Raw genomic sequence first — 19422 nt, 5'->3', positions numbered from 1 at the left:
AGGCCCGCAAGGATATTTAACGGCGGTATCCCCCATTACGATCCTGGCGGATACCGGTTCATTATTACTACCCGTTTCTCACTCCTTCTGCGGCCACTACCGGTAATCCGGGTTCTGGAAGTCAGCGCCCATCATATCCACTTCGGTCTGCGGAACCGGCCAGTAATAAAACCGGTCTTCAAATACCCGTATCACATTGCCCGGATCCTTGTAGCCGTTCAGTACGGCCTTGGCAATTTTCCAGCGTTTGATATCATAATACCGCAACCCTTCAAACGCGAGCTCCACCCTTCGTTCGTTGCGGATTGCAGCCCGGGTCAAGGGCGCTGTTTTGGGTGGCATCTGGATGCCCGGCCTTGCCCTTACGTCATTGATCGCCTTTAATGCTGCCGGATCGCTGGTGGCGCCGCCTCCCAGTTCTACCATCGCTTCCGCATACATCAGCAGCACATCTGCATAGCGCAGCTTTACAATAGCCTGCGAACTTCCGGAGGGTCCTCCGGAACCGTCATTTACGGTAATGTTGATGTACTTCCGGATACCCAGGTTGTTTACGGAAGGCGATTCAGCTTTGAATTTGGCCTCATTGTTAAAACCGATCGTGGAATTATACGCCCAGGGATCCCCGGGAGTGAAGATCGTTAGCTTGAGCCGGGGATCCCGGTTCTGATAAAAATCATTCCGCATCCTGTTTTTGGGATCATAAAAGGAGGGCACCACCGGCGCTACCGGAGCGGTGCCATCCTTCATCTCATAACAATCCACCAGGGTGTGCAGGGGCACCATCGAAAACCGCGAACCATACAGCAGATCGAGGTTGTGTATAGCCGTAGGGCTGCTGGCCTTTACTGAAAACAGGATCTCAGGATTGCCCTCCTGCTCTCCCCAAAAGATGCCCTGGTAGCTCTCTGCAAGCGAGGCCTTGCCTTCGTCTATTACTTTTTTTGCTGCATCCGCTGCATCCTGCCAAAGACCATTGTACAGGCACATCCGCGCTTTCAATGCCAGGGCAGAGGCCCGTACAGGGTGCCCGTCCGCATAAGCTATGTTGGGAAGGCCGGCGGCTGCACTGTCCAGATCCCCGATCATCCGTTTTACCACATCCATGCGGGGCGTTTTCTGTGTCTGGAATACATCCGGACCAAATCCCAGCAGTTCGGTAATCAGCGGCACATCTCCATACAGCATGGTTAGTTCATTGTACATAAACGCCCGAAGAAAATAAGCTTCTCCCCGCATACGCGCCTGATCTGCTTCGCTCAGATCCGGTACCCGGTGCAGGTTTCCCAGAAACCAGTTACAGCGGGCAATGCCTTTGTACGCATCCGTCCACACACGTGTGATGATGCCACCCGTTGTGGGCGTGATCACCCCCCTGGAAATATCGGTGTAGCCATCAAGAGTGGAATTGCAATAAGCATTATCTGTTAATCCTTCAAACTGAAGGGAAGAATAAGAACTCTGATTGATGGCGAAGGCCGGCGTCCGGAGTGAGCTGTAGCAACCCGTCAGCGCAAGCTCCGCGTCCTTTTTAGACGTCCAGAATACTTCATTGGTTATTTTATCAAAAGGCTGTTTATCAAGAAAGTCGTCTTTCTGGCATCCGCCCAGCAGCACGAAGACGAGGCTCCACAAAAAGAACTTTTTTATATTATAGATCATCATAGTAGTATGTTTAAAAAGTGACTTTAACACCAAACGTATAGATACTGGCTTGCGGGTAAATGGCAAACCGGCCGCTGGTATTATCGGTGATAACGCGCTCGGGATCTCCTTCAAAATCCGAAAAGGTCAGCAGGTTGTCCCCGGAGAAATACACCCGCAGCTGCTGTACCCTGATCCGCTGCAGCAACTGGCTGCTGAAATTATACCCCAGCACCAGGTTCTTTAACCGCAGATAAGAAGCATCCTGCAACCAGAAAGAGGAAGCCGCGGTGATGGGCAGGTATTGATCCACATACATTCCCGGCAGTTTGCTGGTGGGGTTATCCGGCGTCCAGCGGTCTCTCCAGAAGGTAGGCGGCGGCGACCATTGCCGGAATGCTCCGTATCCCCATTGGTCGGTATATACCTTGATGCCGGCTACGCCCTGGAAGAATACCGTCAGGTCAAATCCTTTATAAGCAGCTCCGAGATTGAAGCCATAATTGAATTTTGGATATTGCCCGGGAATCACTACCCGGTCGTAGGCATCCACTTTATTATCCGGAACGCCCTCCGGCCCGCTCAGATCGGCAAAAATAAGATCGCCGGGTTTGGGGGTGTATTGCTGTTTGGGAGCCGCGTCGATCTCTTCCTGGTTCTGAAAAATACCGATCCATTTCCACATATACCAGGAGTTCCAGGGCAGCCCTTCCCTCCGCAGCTTATTGCTCTGTATCTCTTCCGCGCCAAGTTTGGTTACCCGGTTCCTGTAGGTATAGTAATTGATCCCTGCAAAAAGATCAATATCCCCGAAACGGTCTTTGTAATCCAGGCTGAACTCAAACCCTTTGTTCTCCATAGCCCCGGAGTTAATGGTAGGTGCATCCATGCCTACAAAAGCAGGCACCTGTGCCAGTCTTAAGATGTTCCGGGTTTGTTTGGAAAAGTAATCGAAGGTACCGGAGAGCTTGTTATGGAACAATGAAAAATCCAGGCCGATGCCTGCTGCCGTGGTCGTTTCCCAGGTAATATTGGAATCGGCAAGGCTGGCGTTCAGCACGCCGGCAGCTACCTTGTCATAGATGTAAAGCCCGTTATCCAGCAGATTCTGGTAGGGATAATTACCTATATTCTGGTTGCCCAGCCGCCCCCAGGAGCCCCGGATCTTTAAGTTGGTAAGCCAGGTGATCCCTTTCATAAAGTTTTCCTGCGATACCCGCCATCCCGCGGACATGGAGGGGAAGGCCCCCCATCTTCTTCCTTCGCGGAATCTTGACGATCCGTCTTCCCGCAGGCTGACCTCCAGCAAATACCGGTTATCAAACGCATAGTTCAATCGCCCGAAGAACGATTTCAGCGCCCACTCATATCCATAGCCATTCGTCGTTTGGGCGTCCGTACCTCCTGCATTCAGGGCCGGCAGGTTCTCCGAAGGAAAATCCCTTCTAAAGCCCGCCAGCTGTTCGTAAGTAAAATGTTCCTGGCTGTATCCCCCGAGTGCGGTCAGATGGTGCACATCATTAAATACCCGGTCATAGTTCAATGTAGAATAAAAGGTATAATGGATATTCTCCTGCTGGGTCTTTGTGAGCGTGATATAGGTTCCCAGGTAATTTTGCTGCGGCGCATGTACCCCGTTCGCGTCCGGCTGAAACAGGAAGGTGGGCAATGGAATGTTATGCCTTGTTTGCCGGTCGGTATTATAGGTCACACCTCCTTTTACCTGTGCTTTCAGTCCTTTAGCAATATGCACGTCTACATAACTGTTGGCCGTTATGCCATATGCCTTATTGTAATCCTTGCTTGTCTGCATCACCGCATAGGCATTCTGATTGGTGGTTTCAAAATCATAGGCCTTACTGGTTACCCTTCCGCTTCCATCGGGCAGGTAAGGCGACCATAAGGGATGCTGCGCATAAATGCTGAGCACCAGGTTCTCGGTATTGCTGAAAGGATCCATACGGTTGCCCTGCATAAAGCTGATATTGCTTCCAAAGCTGACCACCCGGCTCATCTGGGTGCGGAAATTGAACAGGGCATTATAGCGCTTATAGCCTGTTTTTATAAGGATCCCGTCCTGGTCCAGGTAGCCCAATCCGAAATTATAGGTCGTTTTCCCCTCTCCTCCGTTCACACTCAGATAGTGCTGCTGCATGGGCGCATTTTTAAACATCAGCTTTGTCCAGTCGGTATTCGGATACTGTGCCGAGCCGTTCCCATTGCGGTAAGCATCGATCTGTGCCTGGGAATACAGCTTGCTCATATTTTGTCCTGTACGGTTGATGCCTTCATTGCTGAGCTCCATAAACTCCACCGAGTTCCAGATCAGGCTGGGCACACCGGAGGGCTTCTGCAATCCCCAGTTGTAGGAGTAGTCTACATTCAACCGACCTTTGGTGCCGGCCTTTGTGGTTACCAGGATCACCCCATTTGCCGCCTGTACCCCATAGATAGCAGCCGAAGCCGCATCCTTTAAAACGGAGATATTTTCAATGGCATTGGGGTTCACATTGGTCAGAGAGCCCGGTATGCCATCGATCAGCACCAGCGGGTTATTGCCCGCCGAGCTAAAGGTACCCACACCATGGATCTGGATGGACGGGCTCTCCAGCCCGGGTTGCGCCGAGTTCTGCACCACCTGCAGGCCCGGAACTTTGCCCTGCAGCAAAAGCGAGGTGTTGGCCGCCGGCCGTTTTACCAGCTCCTGGCCGGAGATGGTAGACACCGCACCGGTGAGGTTTACTTTTTTCTGGGTGCCATACCCTACCACAATGATTTCTTCCATCTTCCGCTCTTCCCGCTCCAGCACCACGGTAGCGGTCAGCTGGCTTACGGGGATCTCTTTTGTGGCAAACCCCACCGCTGAGATCACCAGTACCGCTTGTTCATCCTTTACATTGATCAAAAAACCGCCATCCTCTTTTGTAACGGTGCCGTTGGTGGTACCCTTTTCAACAACGTTGACGCCCGGCAACGGCACACCGGCATCATCTACCACCGCAGCCTTCACCGGTACCACAGCCCGTTCCGGTTCGCTGCCGATGATTACGATCAATCCCTTGTTCATCTTTTTATAAGAAAAGGCGGTGGTCTTCAAAAGCTGCTGCATGACCGCATCGATGGTTGCATTTCTTGCATATACATCGATCCGCTGTTTGCTCAGCGCCACGCTGTCGCTGTACACAAAGCGATAGTCATACTTCTCCTCAATTCCTTTTAAAACAGAAGTGATGGCTGTATTGGTCTGCTTTAAATTGATCCTTTCCTGGGAAAAAGTATCGATGGCGATCGCCTGACTGGAAGTCAGCAGGATGATAAAGACGACAAGCTTCATTATCAACAGATATTTGATAATTAATTGCACCCCATCACGCATGGCAGGGCAATCTTTAATTTTCATATTTTTGTGATGATTAAAGTGATGGAATATTGCTGTCGAGGCAATGATTTCTGTCCTGATCCGGCGGGAAATGTTACGAGCATTTTCCGCCTTCTTATTTAATTACTATGTTTCTTTTTTCATATGGAATCGTTTTGAAGGGTTATTTAAAAAGCAACACATTATTTTTATCGATCTCATACCGGATACCGGCCGCAAGGCGGAAGGACTCGAGCACATCGGCAAGACTTTCATCCTGGAAGATACCGCTGAGTTTGCGGTTTAATAGCGCCGTGTCTGTTACCCGGATGCTGCAGCCATAATGCCGCTCCAGCGTTTTTACAATGGTACCGAGGCGCTCCTGGCTGAATACCAGCCGGTTCTTCAGCCACCGGGTTTCCGGGGCTGCTGCTTCCGCAGGATCATAGTTCACTTTCATTACGGCGATCTCCGGAAGATCTTTTTCACCTGCAACAGCCGCTGCAGGCGTCCGGACGATCACTTTCTCCATGGGCTTCAGCAGGATCTTCCCACTCTCTTTCCTTTTGAAAGCCACTTCTACCGACCCTTCCATCAGTGTTGCCTGGGCGTTCGCCTCGTCCTTGTAAGCCCGCACATTAAAAGCTGTTCCAACGGCCTTTACATCCATCAACGGTGTATGTACTATAAAAGGATGGGCCTTGTCCTTTGCCACCTCAAAATAAGCTTCCCCCGATAAATACACCGACCTTGTTCTTGTACCAAACGTATGGTCATAGGTGAGCTTTGTATCTGCGTTCACCCAAACCCTGCTCCCATCCGGCAGCACCAGATTGGTGCGGGAGCCCTTTTCCGTTTCAACGATATTTGCCGTTCTGGCTTGCGGATGGCGGGAAGGGGTAGAAAAATAAAAAAGCCCCCCGGTAAGCAACGCAAAGATCACCGCCGCAGCTGCCATCCATCGCACGGGCATTCCGGCAATCCGGCTCCTGTTCTTTTTTTCCGCCTGCCGGATCCGCTCGCGCAGGCGCTTTAATCCGGCATTATCTCCGTTATCCGTATTCCGGTTAAACAGCGGATCCGGACCGGAAAGCGCTTTCAATGCCCCCTGGATCACAGGATACGTATCGTTTACAGCCAGGAGCTCATTCAGCTCCTTCTGTTCCAGCAGGGTTATCTCCCCGCTCTCTTTTTTTCTCAGTAATTCAATAAACCGGTTCCGTTCCATAAACACTGCGCTTATGAATAAAGAGTATCCGGAGGATAAAAACCCTTAGTTGATTTTTAAAAAAAATGAAATGCTTAAAAAGGCCGGCTAAAAAGCGCAGGCCACCGATGTTCCGGAGCAGTATTTAATAATAGGCCGGTATTTATTTTATTAAAATGGCTGTTCTCTTGAATAGGTTGCGGCGATACAAACCGTGACCTGCGTCACGGGCAGCGCCCTCACTGACCGGGCATAAATCGATAAAGACAATTTGATACCGGTTCATTATTAGCGGAGCATGTTTCCGCCGGTCAGGCTATGATGTTTGCAAATAAACAGGCGCACGGGCCCCGGTGTTCCTTAACACGGAGATCTACATTCCCGAACGCTTCTCCGGCTTGTAAAGGCTGGTATGCTGCGGCAGTACGGTTTCCAGGCATTCCACGATCCGGCTATATGCCAATCGCATATGGGCTTCCACGGTTTTAACGGAAATATCCAGCAGGTGGGCCACTTCCTTATAGCGGAGACCGTCTTCCTTGATCAGCCGGAAAACCAGCCGGCATTTATAGGGCAGCTCATTGATGGTTGTTTCCAGCAATTGCCTGATCTCTTTGGTGATCACGTCGGCTTCGGGGCTTCCACCGGTCAGTGTAATACACTCATTTTCCTCAAATACAAGAGGGGCTACCCGTTTACGGGACTTCAGGTAATGAACGGCATTGTTCTTCAATGCACAATACAGATAATTTACGGGGTGCTCGATGGCGGTCAGGTTTTTCCGGTTGATCCAGCTGTTCACAAAAAGGTCCTGCACCAGGTCCAGCGCTACCTCTCTGTCTCCTACAACCGATGCGACAAAAGCCTGCATCCCCGGCACAAAATGCAGGTATAATTTTTCAAAGGACTCATGACAGTCATTTTCCGCTGTTTGCCTCAACCAGTCTTTTATCTTATCGCTCATATGTGCAAACTCATTTACCCGGTCCGGACCTGTGGGGATTCCGCCTCTTTATCTTCCCTTTATAGATAACTACAAAGAACGTCTAAAATTGTAAGCGCTATTTGCAAAACGCTCAATATTCTTACCATTATGGTCCGGATATCCCACCGCTTCCAATGCCTTTTCGCCAAGCCTGTTTTTTAACTGCGCCCAATAAAGGCTTTCCGGTGCAACAGGAGTCCCGTGCGCATCATAAACACCTTCAGCAAGCAACGGTGCTTTATTAAAAGGCATGGCGCGTTGCTGCTTTTCCCCCACGGAACCGATCACCCAGTTATATGCGCCGGGTGGTTGCTGGTTCAGATAGGATTTTGCGCTGCAGTTCCAGGCCACGGCCCAGCCGATGGCCCAGCCATGCCCTGAGCCCATCTCACCGCGATTCATAAAATCGATACCGCCGTCAGGCACACGGCAGCCATCCACCAGTAACCCGGTAGCCCAGCGCTGGTGGGGTTGTATCCAGCCCTTGCCCCTAAACGTGCAATGCAGCAATACCACCGGCCCGCTTACCCTGGCCCCCGTTGCCAGGAAAAATACATTATCTCCCTGGATGGTGCACCGGTCAAATAAAAGTTGCGCCCCACCGGCAGCCAGATCTGCCGGTTTGGCAGCGCCGGTGGTAGGCAGGGTATGCCGGATATCCAGTTGCGTTACCGTGATCCGCTGCCCCCCGATCCCAACACTATTCACCGTATTCCGGATCCGGACCCCGCGGATCCAGCCATCGGTCAGGCCGCGTGTTCGTATGGCCGAATGATGCCCCTGGCTGATGGTAACGGACTGTGCCGGCGCTTCAATCGCCAGATGCTCCACACCTGCATTTTGTAACCCGCCTGTCCTACTGATCTTTTGTACAGTAGCACCGGGCTTTGTAAATGCGGCATCATAACTGTCTGCAAAAGGCACCTCAACTGTTAGCCTATTTCCGCTGATCGTTTTTATTGTGCGCTCCACCAAAAGCTCGCCGGTGATCCAGGTCTGTTTCTTTCCATTGCGCATCAGCGTATCCATTCCCATAAACCGGACCCATTCCGGGGTAACGGGCTTTGTGATCATCACAAGATCGCCCACCGCAAATTCCTTTGCATCGGACACGGTGATCCTATCCGTTCCCGATGGCACATACGCATCGGTAACCGGCACTTTGCTGCCTGTTGCTTTTATCTGGACAGGCGCTTCAAGCAGGATGGCTACATGTGGCCTTCCGGTCATTAAAATTCTCGAAGCTGCACCACTGCCCCGCAATACCACGCCGCTGCTACGGATGGCAATGGTTTGCCCGCAGGAAAAATCACCCGGAGCCAGCACCACCGCACCCCTGAAGCCTTCTACCAGCGGCAACCCGGCTACCGAATCAATGGCCCTTTGGATGTTTGCCGTATTGTCTCCATCAACAGGGTACACCCTTGCGGTCTCTTTCACTTCCGGCAGCCTTACCCCGCCACCTTTATAACCTGCATAGGAAAAATCCATAATCCGGTCGCCGCGCGACGTCGCTGCATATTCCAGTTTACCGCCGGCACCAACGCGCACCCAGTGGCTCTTATTTTCTTTGCGGTCCGGCTGCCCCGATTTCCGGGCCGCAATCACAGCCGTAAGCAACACCGGCACCAGCAGCGCGCAAATGCCTTTTTTAAGGATCTTGTTCTGCATTGTTCTGAAACCTGTTTTTTAAACGGATCACGGTCACCGGTTCTTTTTGTACCGGATCCCCGCAGCGCTTACAGCATCCGCATCCACAACTGATTTTGCTTCGGCGGTTGCCTCTATCTGCTCAAGGGAGATCGCCCCTGATTCTTTTATTTTAATGATGGAACCTGGATTTCCCGGTGCCCGGAATCTGCACTGTGTTAATTGCGCCTGCTGCACATCTTCCATAAAAACCGCAGGCCGCTGATCGGCTTTTTTCGTCCGCAGCTCCAGGTTCTTTATGCGGATGTCCTTTGCGTGGCGTAACCACAGGCCATAAGCAGGTATCACAGGTCCGAAGGTCTTTACTTCCGGATACTGGCTGACTGCCTCGGGTACTACCGCCTCTGCTTCGCCGGCTGTACCGCCGCCGGGCAATTCAATGCGGATCTGTTCGAGTGTGATCCCGGTGATCTTATGTTGCGGCACCCCGGTGATCAGGATGCCGGAGGCGGATCTCAGTTGTGTGCTGTCTGCCGAAACTGCAGTAATGTTCTTCAGCACTACGTTTTCAAACCGGCCGGTCTGCTGCTGCACATCCTGGCCCTTGCGAAAAACACTGAGCCGCGATCCGAGGCGCAGCAGTATGGGCGTTCGGATGTTGTTCATTTTTATATCCGAGATCCACACGTTCTTTATCTGAGCGCCATCTACCGATAACAGTTTGATCCCCCCGTTACGGGTATCATTGATCACACAGCCGGAGATACGAATGTTCTCAAAACCGGCCATGGACTCCGTGCCCATTTTTATTCCGGCCTGGTTGCTTTTTAGCCGCAGGCCAGTTACATTTATATTTTTGCAGGCCATTTTGCTGGAGGTGGTCTTGAATACCAGGGCATCATCACCGCTTACCACATCACAATTGCGGATGACCACATCCTGGCACCCATCAATACCAATGCCATCGTTATGCGCCACGCCCACACTTACGATCTTCAGGTGCTCGATCCGGATATCTTTTGATTGAAAATAATGGGAGGTCCAGGCGCCGGCGTATTTCAACGTAATATCTTTTACGTGTACGTCTGTGCAGCGCACCACGCGGAGCAGAAAGGGACGACGTCCCCAGCGCTGGCCCTCGGGCCGGGTATCTTTTAAAATATGGGCTGCTTTCAGTTTGCTCCCCTGCCCGTCGATGGTGCCGGCTCCTTCAATACCGATGTTCTTACGGTCTACCGCCACCAGCAGCGCCCAGCCAACGTTGATGCCCAGCCCTTCGGTAAACGGATCCAGGTTGCGATAGGCCTCAATGTCCGTACTGCCCAGCAATGTGGCGCCCTTCTGTATATGCAGGGTCACATTGTCCTTCAATTCGATCGTACCGGAAAGATAGGCTCCCGCCGGAAAGAATACTTTACCGCCACCGCTTTGATTACAGGCATCAATGGCCTGCTGGATGCACAGCGTATTCAGCGTCCTGCCATCGCCTTTTGCGCCATAGTTAAGAATGTTTACATCCGCTGCCTTTACACCAGCCCAAAACACCAACAAACAAAACAGGAATAATACTCTCATATCCAGGGATTCTATTTTTAAAAACGGGAGTGGGCGCTGTTGTCTAATATCTTCAAACGGAACCACCGCGTATCGCTGCCCCAACACCGCCGCGTGAAATAAAACCGCTAAGGGCCATATCAATCCAGCGCTCCCGTCTTCATTTTTCTGGCTCCCTTGATATTTACATTGGCTACATTGCCCTTTACACGCAGCTGTATTACAGAGGCAATGGCATCCGGAGCAGCCGCCGGCACATCAATGACGATCTTACCGTTCACATTCTTTGCCCGGAGCTTTTTGTTGCCTGCCACCAGGGTTGCACTGATACTCTTGTTAGCAAGGCCTGGTACTTCCAGCTTACCATTTACCGGCCAGTCAAATACAAACAGGTTCAGCAGGGTGTTGTTCCCCTCTTCTTTCATCGTACATCTTCCCCATGCAAGGTCTGCCAGCGGACTGGCATGCGTAGCATAGATGGCGCCGCTGTTCACCTTCATCCACTTCCCGATGGCGGCCAGGCGGTCGATGCTTTCCTGCGGAACGGTGCCATCGTCCTTCGGTCCAATGTTCAGCAGGTAGTTCCCGCCCTTTGAAGCAATGTCTACCAGGTTGCGGATCAGGGTCTCTGTCGATTTCCAGTTATGGTCCCAGCTTTTATAGCCCCAGCTGCCATTCATGGTCATACAGGTTTCCCAGTCCTTGCCATCCAGCTCGGCCTGGGTGGGGATCTTTTGCTCGGGTGTTTTGGTATCGCCCGGAAAATTGGGGCGTTTTAAGCGATCATTGGTGATGATATTGGGCTGCAGCTTTAATACATTCTGCAATTTCTGTGCAGCAGCATCCGTCATGTTGGTAGGAGTATCCCACCACAGCACGGCAATATCACCATAATTGGATAAAATTTCTTTTACCTGTGGCACCGATACATCGTTGATGTACTGATCGAAGGTCTTTGTTTCCTGCGCAGGATCCCAGTGCCCTTTGTGCGCCAGCGTGTAGGCATCGATCTTTGCTGAATCAGGATTGGGCCACCCTTCCTTCATTTCCTTACGCGCAGCCGATCCACCGGGGTTGTTCCAGTCCTGCGCCTGGGAATAATAAAAACCCAGCTTCATCCCGTATTTACGGCAGGCATCTGCCAGGGGCTTCAGCAGGTCTTTTCCATAAGCCGTGGCATCCACCACATTCCATTTGCTGGCATTGGATTTAAACAGGGCAAAGCCGTCGTGATGCTTGGAGGTTATGATAATGTACTTCATTCCCGCATCCTTTGCCATTTTTACCCAGGCATCCGGATCATACTTCACCGGGTTAAAGGATTTGGCCCGCTCCTGGTATTCGGCTACCGGGATCTTGCTGCGGTTCATGATCCACTCTGCGCCGCCTCTTGCCTGCTGGTGACCATGATACACACCCCCCCATTGTGAATAAACCCCCCAATGGATGAACATGCCAAAACGGGCTTCCCGCCACCATTCCATGCGGGTATCTTTATCTACCGACTGTGCATTTACGGAACCTGCAAACAGGCATACAAGCGTAACGATTACGATCCTTTTCATATCTGTATTTTATGATTCTATTTTTTTTACCGGCTTCATTGCTGCTATCATCGCCTGTTGTGTCACTCCCTTCAGCCTCCGGTAATGCTATTCATCTACCGGTAGGGCGCTCCTGACGGCGCTTTTTTTCACTCCTTATGCGAGGCGTGCCGCTTGGCATTCATTTCACCAATGCGCCTACTTCATCGGCCTTCAGCGCATGCGCCGTCGCTTTTGCCGTGCTTTGTTGATCGGCACCGATATCCCATCTGCCATCCCGGGGTTGCCCGTCCATATCTGCGGTTACCGCTTTGTAATCTGCATCCCCGGCACCCATTAGCGGGCTTTTGCCGGATGGCCGGTAAATACCTGCGGCATCTTTCACCAACCGGGGATCTTCGCTCCTGAATCCTCCCCCGGGCAGATCCCCCGCGCTTCCCACCTTATGGATGACGTTATTTTCCCATACAGCGTTTGCCAGCGGTCCGGAAATCGAAGCCACTTTTTCACCCCCCACAACCACGTTATCAGCAACCGTTATATACGTGGCCCCGATTCCGCCCTTCCGGGACTGCTGCACAAAATTTTGCCGGTTATTTATCAGTGTATTAAAAGCGATCAGCACCCTGTCGGGCCGGTCGTGCTCCGTCAGCGGCGCGCCATCGGCCACTTCCGCACCCCCGTTGCCAATGGTTACAGCAATACTGCAATTTTCAAAATAATTACTGAAAATATGGTGGTCATCTCCAAAAATGCGCAACCCGGGTGTATTAAAAAAATAATTCCCATACACCACACATCTATTGCCGTGCCGCAATGTGAATTGTGCCGGGCAATCACGGATGGTATTGTATCGCAATGTTACCCCCGACGCTTTCACCGAAATAAGCTCATTTTCGCCATGACATTTTTCAAAAAGATTGTACTCCACCATACTGTTGCTTGTCGACAGGCTAAAACCGCTCAATCCGAACTGTAATGTTTCGGCACCGTTGGCACCGCCCTGATCCGGGTAATTGTAAAAATAATTGTGATGGATGTGGAGGCGTTGCGCGATCTGCTTTCCGCTCCCACGGATGGCCAGGATCCTTCCCATTTCCGTTTTATTCTGAAAGGTATTATAGTCTATCTCATGGTCATCGCCGGCAATGGTCAGGTATTCACCCTTCCCCGGCGTTTCAAAAATATTATGCGTCCACCGGCAAAAAGCAGTTCCGGCACCGGAGCGCGCTCTTGATGCGGCATGGGTAAATTTAAAGCCCCGGATCACAACATATGCGGCCGGACTTGCCAGGTTAAAACCGCCCTTGCCGGTAATGGTTACCGCTGTGGGGTGTTGCGCCGCAATGACAATGGGTCTGGCCCTGGTGCCGGCACACCGGATCACAATGTCGGCTTCCGCTGTATAAACACCATCGGCTACCAGGATCTCCATACCGGGTTTTGCAGCGTCAATGGCACGCTGCAAGGCCTCAAGCGAGGTCACTGTAATGGTATTGGCGAACAGCGCACAGGCCCCCTGCAGGCATAACAGGAGCAGTAAATATTTTTTCATAAATGCCATTGATTTTATTTTTTGTTTTATCCCGGTATCTTTTTAATGGTTCCTGCAGATCAGTTATGTGGTTGTCCCGGATCGGGGTTTGTATTTTTTTCATACACTTTGAAATCTGCCAGCCACAGCGATTCGTTCTTCAGCAACGGGCTTTGCCCCACTGGTGTCTGATCCAGCTTTCCACCCGCAAGACTTCTGTAAATGCCATATTTGCTGCGGATATAAGAGCTTCCGCTCCGCCACAGGTCAATATTTGTATCTTTAAAATCGATCAGTACTTTACCATCCCGCACGCGGGTGATCTTACAGGAATAATACCCGTTGTGCGTATAATGCATTTCCTCACGCACCTGTACCCACTCGTCTTCAAAATCAGCCAGCGGTATATTGTCCACAATAATTCCCTTCCCGGTGCCGGCTCCATCTACCGAATGAATGATCTGCATTCTTTTGTTGCTGCCGTTGCTGCCGGCACGCGGCGTAATGGTGATCAGCGGGCTTCCATGATTGGGGCCATCCTGCGCTTTTAGCTGATGAATATGGCAAAAGCTGGAAGTAGGCTGAAAGCCTTTTGGCAGCCTGAACTTCCATTCGAGCACCTGCCACTCATCCCAGTTGCCCTGTACCTTTGCCCAGGTGGTATTATTGGTAGCCGATTTCATTTCGTTGCGCTGGCGGTCCACCGTACCGGCACTGCACCGGTCGCCATCTATAACCGGATCAATGTGAATATCAAAGCGAAAAACGTATTTATCCAGATCCGCATCCTTTACCACACTGCAATGCACACCGTCTGCATGACCACCATAACCACCGCTGCAATTGGCATGCTCGGAATAATCGAACCCAAATGATTTCATATAAGTATTGATCTCATTATAGGATTTTCCTGAAAGCGCCGTGCCGGCCTCCAGTGCGGAGGTGAGCTGATATTTGGGGTCAGGATCCGCCTTTTCCGTATCCGGACCAGGCTTTTTTCCCCGATCGTCCGGCAGGCTTTTGGTGGTGCAGGCAAGAGCCACCACCGCCAGGAAAAACAACGCGGTATTTATTTTAATCACTTTTTTCATATACATTTACTGATGGGCCGCCCGCTGCAACCGGAATAACGGCCGTTACAAATAACCTATATATTTCGCTCAAAAAAGTATCATGAATTTGCTTTCTGTTCAACGATTTTACCCGAATATCCCAGTCGTTCGGGCAGGGCCGCTGGTATTCCGTTACCGGGGAAGTACCGGATCGTTCACATTCGCAAAGCTTTGTTTCAGAACAGCTTCTTTCCTGCCCTGAGCTTTCGGACCCGCTGCAATGCCTCCAGGTAATAGTAATCTGCATAGCTTAATGGCTCATCCACTTCTGTATTGGTGAGCTTCGTGCCGGTACTGTGCAATAACAGGAACCCGCTTGCTGTGCCAACGGGAGCCCGGTAAGCTTTTGTAAGACTGCCCAGGATCCGGTCTGCCGCCGACCGGTAATTTTTTGTGTTCTTGCTGTAAGTGCTCAGCTCGTACAATGCAGATGCGATCACTGCCGCCGCGGATGCATCCCTCGGCTCATTGGGAATGCCCGGCGCATTAAAATCCCAATAGGGAACACCGTCTTTTGGAAGGTTGGGATGATGGAGGATAAAACCGGCAATATGCTCGGCCATTTTTAAATATTTCGCATCCCGGGTTTCCCGGTAGCACAGCGTATAACCATACAACCCCCAGGACTGTCCGCGCGCCCATGCAGACTCATTCCCATAGCCCTGGTGTGTTGTTTTCTTAATGACCCTGCCCGTAGTGGTATCATAGTCTACCACATGATAAGAACTGTAATCGGGCCGGAAATGATTTTTCATCGTCTGGTCTGCATGACTTACCGCAATGTCATACAACTTCCGGTCGCCGGTGAGTTTGTATGCTTCAAACAGCAGCTCAAGATTCATCATATTATCGATGATCACAGGAAAATCCCATTTATTCTTGCTGTGATCCCAGGACCGGAGCACTCCGGCCGTTTTATTAAACCGCCGGCTTAACGTTTGAGCCGCCTGGATGATGACCGCCCTGTAATGCGGGTCTTTTGTAAGACGGTAGCCGTTGCCAAAGCTGCAATACACCTTGAACCCCATATCATGCGTGGTTCCATTGGTTTTCTCCTGCTCAATGTCTGCCGTAAAGCCCCGGGCCTCCGTTCTCCATTTTCGATCTCCCGTAAGCTCATACAGGTACCACAGCTCGCCCGGAAAAAAACCACTGGTCCAGTCGCGGGATGCAACCAGTTTTAATTTTCCATCTTCCAGCGTCCGGGGAGATACGCCCTTGCTTCCGGCCGCTTTTGCTCCGGCAATCTCCTGCAGCATCACGGTTGTTTGCTTTCCGGCATCCTTTACCACGGCCGCAATGTCTACTTTCTGTGCCGTTCCCTGCAGTGCGCCTGCAATGATGGCAACGATGATTCCTATTTTCTTCATGATCTGATAAGATAGCTCCCCAACGGGATTTAAATGATTTATGTTCTTACTTACGATACTCCTGCACTCCTACCGGGTTCCAACGACCGGTTGCTTCTGCCGCTGTTATACAGAAGCACCCCAAACAGGATGGATATGCATTATAGACAGCGCTTTTTCTCCCGCACCTCTATTTACTCTTAGTCGGCGGCACCAGCTGTATTTCCAGCAGCTGCATCAGTTCGGCGCCGGAAATTGTTACCGGATCGATCGCAATGGTATGCACGCCTTTCCGGAGATCCAGCCGGCCGATCTTTTCGGTAACCACACCGCTTTTGGTGTTGATCACCTTTCGTTCTGTAACAGGGGTATTGTCAAGCAATAATTTGTAATTGCCGCCACATTCTTTCCCGGTCACATATTTAATGGCTACCTCATAGTTGTTTGCTTCCTTTACCCTAACGTTCCATGAAATGCTTTGTGCCTCCGACTTCCAGCCATTTACATAATACCGGTCGGCTTTGCCATCACCAAAACCAAATCCTTTGCCCTGTAAACGGGCATCAAAGGCCAGCAACCGGGTAACCGGAACGTCGGGCGCCATAAACAATCCTTCCTCCCCTTTTTCTTTGCCGCCCAGCTCCAATACGATCACGGTATTGGCCGTATCAGCAGCTACGCCGGCAAGATCGATCAGTACATCGTCCGGGCCGCTCCTTTTTGCCGTTAGGGCTTTTTTATTATTCAGCGCATAGGCTTTACTGATCGCCGAGTGCAATCCGCCCACATACAATTTTCTATCGGCCGGGATCTCAAACACATGTAGGTACAGCTTATTCCCCTTTAACGTGCTCACCCCCCAGTTCTGGAGGGGCAAGGGGCTTCGTTTAACGCCGTAAATGCTTTCGCCGTTTTGCTGCATCCAGCTGCCGATCCCTTTTAAAATAGTAAGATCCTTTGTATCGATAGCACCATCCCCTTTCGGACCGATGTTCATTAAAAGATTTCCGCCACGCGCGGCCGCCTTTGCCAGCAGCTGCACAAAAAAGGAAACAGGTTTGTGACTGTTGTCGTAACGGGAATATCCGTAGCTTTCATTGGTTGTAGGGATCGCTTCCCAGTCCGGATCATCAGGCACCGGGGCAAACTCCGCCGGCCGGTCGGCCGTATTCAAGTAATCGCCATAGTTGCGGGTGGAATTTCTTGCCAGTCGCCCATTCACCACAACACCGGGATCTGTTTCCCGTATCGCCTTTAAAATACGCAGGTTCTCGGAGAACGGCAGTTTATGCGGCGTATCAAACCAGATAATATCCGGGTGGTATTTTGTGAGCAGTTCTTTTATCTGAGGTATAGCCTTTTCATTGACATATTTTACAGCCTTCGGCAACAGCTCCGGATGCTGATCATACCAGTTGCGCCCGCCATACAGGTTCTTATCGCCTCCGGGATTGTTGTATTCCCAGTCGTTGCCCGGCGCATCGGGGTGCTCCCAGTCAAAGGCATGGGAATAATAGAACCCGAATTTGATGCCGTATTTTTTACAGGCGGCCGACAGCTCCGCCAATGGATCTCTTTTAAAAGGGGTTTGATCATGGATGTTAAAATCAGACGCTTTGGAGGGGTACATCGCAAACCCGTCGTGATGCTTGGCGGTGATGATCATATAGCGCATGCCGGCATCGCTCGCTGCTTTTGCCCATTCATCTGCATTGAATAAAACCGGGTTGAAGTGGCGCGCCAGCTCCAGGTATTCGCTGCGCGTGATCTTCTCCTTGCGCATCAGGTGCTCGGCATAGCCACCCACTTTTTTCCCTTTCCATTCGCCCCCCGGAAGGGAGTAAACACCCCAATGGATGAACATCCCGAACTTCGCCTGGCGCCACCATTGTATGCGCTGGTCGTGTGTTTTCATGGACTGCGTCCACCAGCCATTCACCGCCTCGTTGACGGCCGCCTGATCCCGTTGCTGCCCATTATTGAGCATGTCCTTATCTTCATCACCCGCTACCTGCGCCACAGCGATGACCGGGGCGGCAAAAAACAATACATATATAAAAAATCGTTTCATATCATTCTTATTCATTCAACTACAAAACAAATGGGCGCCTGCATTGCGTCGCACTCTTGTGCATTTGTGCATCACTCAGCTACAGTTATGTCACCATTTAGCGGTGATCTTTTTTCTCTTTCTTCCTTTCAAGGTTCCCGGCTCTGTAACAAACAGCTATCTACCGGTCTAACCAGATCAACGGATTCCTTACCGGCAGGTTCCGGATCACTTCTTCAGTTTCCGGATCATGGTCCAGCCGTTTCCAGGTATTGAACCATTTCCTGCTTTTAAATGCTCCGGCACCAAACACCAGCGCTGGCTGCGCCACCGGCCAATCGTTCCAGTACATCACGTCCTGTTTGTATGACCATTTACTTTTATCGGCGATGAACGGATAAAGGAATGCGATGCCTTTTTTTATAGAACGTCCGTCAGGAGTCTGATAATTCCACAGATCATCGGCTTTGGTCGATAATACCTGGCAGATGGTAGCCATTGCATCCAGGTTGAACAGCGAATACCCATATGGCTTGGTACGCTTCAGCTCTTTTGGGAAGCTTCCATCTGCTGCCATCTGGTTGGGCAACAGTACGTTTTTATACCTGTTGCTGCAAAATTGCATCAGCTCCTTATTGCCGGTAAACGTTGCAAAGACCGCCACTTGCATCACCCAGCAGGTGCCGTGGTTATTGGCTGCGTTCATTTCATCCTTCCCATAAGGATGCGTGGTCAACCATTCTAAAAAACCGGCGAACCATTTTTTTGTTGCTGCCAGTACAGCCGGATCCATTGCCGCATCCCGCTCCATTACAGACAGGCCCTGCACCACTTCCATCAACTGTATAGCATCAATGATACCGATGCCGCGTCCAGTGGCCCGGCCTTTTATTGCCTGTGCATACAACAGGTTGGGATGCATCAGGGTGGCCGTATCCATAAACCAGGCCTTACAGTGCGCCAGCACCTGCTTTACATATTTTTTCTGCGGATCGATCCGGTAGGCAGATGCCAGCGCGCCCACAATCCTGCTGAAGCGGATCATAGCATGCCGGTGCGCTACAAAATTTTCAGGATTTGTTTGCCCGTCCTTCTGGATATAGGGACTATCTACACTTACGGGGTTGGGCCACCAGTAATCGCCTTCGCTGTAAAAATCATGCGGACCTCCGGCACTGCGGGATGCCCGGTGCGCCGTCACCGTTTCCGGTGGTTGCTGCAATGCCCAGGCTGCTTTTGCCAGCACCTGTTTTCTTAAAACAACTTTTACGTTCTCAATATTCTGAGCCCGAAGCTGCCCCGTTATCATTACTAACAGCAATGTGATATATGCAAATATGGTCTTCATACTTTTTATTTCAATTGGTCACAAAGACTCGAAGGCACGAAGTGGCACTAAAATTTTTTCTCCCCCCTGCCCTTTGCGCGTCTTTGT

At 51.1% G+C, this 19422-nt stretch carries 12 protein-coding genes; all 12 read right to left on the bottom strand.

Annotation, left to right across the window (positions count from 1 at the left end):
• Positions 1-96: 96 nt before the first annotated feature.
• Complete coding sequence (locus B160_RS0126725) at positions 97-1665, bottom strand: RagB/SusD family nutrient uptake outer membrane protein (protein WP_018631046.1); 1569 nt, start codon at positions 1663-1665, stop codon at positions 97-99.
• A gap of 10 nt (positions 1666-1675) precedes the next feature.
• Positions 1676-4978, bottom strand: coding sequence for a SusC/RagA family TonB-linked outer membrane protein (locus tag B160_RS0126720; protein WP_169540141.1), 3303 nt, complete (start codon positions 4976-4978; stop codon positions 1676-1678).
• 208 nt (positions 4979-5186) lie between these two features.
• Positions 5187-6230, bottom strand: coding sequence for a FecR family protein (locus tag B160_RS0126715; protein WP_018631044.1), 1044 nt, complete (start codon positions 6228-6230; stop codon positions 5187-5189).
• Between the two features lie 352 nt (positions 6231-6582).
• Entirely contained in the window at positions 6583-7173 is a 591-nt protein-coding gene (locus tag B160_RS30245) for an RNA polymerase sigma factor (protein WP_018631043.1), read from the bottom strand.
• A 69-nt stretch (positions 7174-7242) separates the two neighbouring features.
• Positions 7243-8865: a hypothetical protein gene (locus B160_RS30240; RefSeq protein WP_018631042.1), complete on the bottom strand. Its 1623-nt coding sequence runs from the start codon at positions 8863-8865 to the stop codon at positions 7243-7245.
• Between the two features lie 33 nt (positions 8866-8898).
• Positions 8899-10419: a glycoside hydrolase family 28 protein gene (locus tag B160_RS30235; protein WP_018631041.1), complete on the bottom strand. Its 1521-nt coding sequence runs from the start codon at positions 10417-10419 to the stop codon at positions 8899-8901.
• A gap of 119 nt (positions 10420-10538) precedes the next feature.
• The gene (locus B160_RS0126695) at positions 10539-11963 is read right to left on the bottom strand and encodes an alpha-L-fucosidase (RefSeq protein ID WP_018631040.1); all 1425 of its coding nucleotides are present in this window, start codon (positions 11961-11963) and stop codon (positions 10539-10541) included.
• 160 nt (positions 11964-12123) lie between these two features.
• A complete protein-coding gene (locus tag B160_RS0126690; protein ID WP_157558249.1) occupies positions 12124-13497 on the bottom strand; it encodes a polysaccharide lyase 6 family protein in 1374 nt (457 codons plus the stop codon).
• A 59-nt stretch (positions 13498-13556) separates the two neighbouring features.
• Entirely contained in the window at positions 13557-14567 is a 1011-nt protein-coding gene (locus B160_RS0126685) for a hypothetical protein (protein WP_018631038.1), read from the bottom strand.
• A 197-nt stretch (positions 14568-14764) separates the two neighbouring features.
• Positions 14765-15958, bottom strand: coding sequence for a glycoside hydrolase family 88 protein (locus tag B160_RS0126680; RefSeq protein ID WP_018631037.1), 1194 nt, complete (start codon positions 15956-15958; stop codon positions 14765-14767).
• A 169-nt stretch (positions 15959-16127) separates the two neighbouring features.
• Positions 16128-18008 (bottom strand): alpha-L-fucosidase, encoded by a 1881-nt coding sequence (locus B160_RS0126675; protein ID WP_040680570.1) that lies wholly within the window; start codon positions 18006-18008, stop codon positions 16128-16130.
• 160 nt (positions 18009-18168) lie between these two features.
• Complete coding sequence (locus tag B160_RS0126670; protein ID WP_018631035.1) at positions 18169-19335, bottom strand: alginate lyase family protein; 1167 nt, start codon at positions 19333-19335, stop codon at positions 18169-18171.
• Positions 19336-19422: the final 87 nt, after the last annotated feature.

It is taken from the genome of Niabella aurantiaca DSM 17617, from assembly GCF_000374125.1.
GTDB lineage: Bacteria > Bacteroidota > Bacteroidia > Chitinophagales > Chitinophagaceae > Niabella > Niabella aurantiaca.
This window is presented reverse-complemented; position numbering and strand designations above follow the sequence as displayed.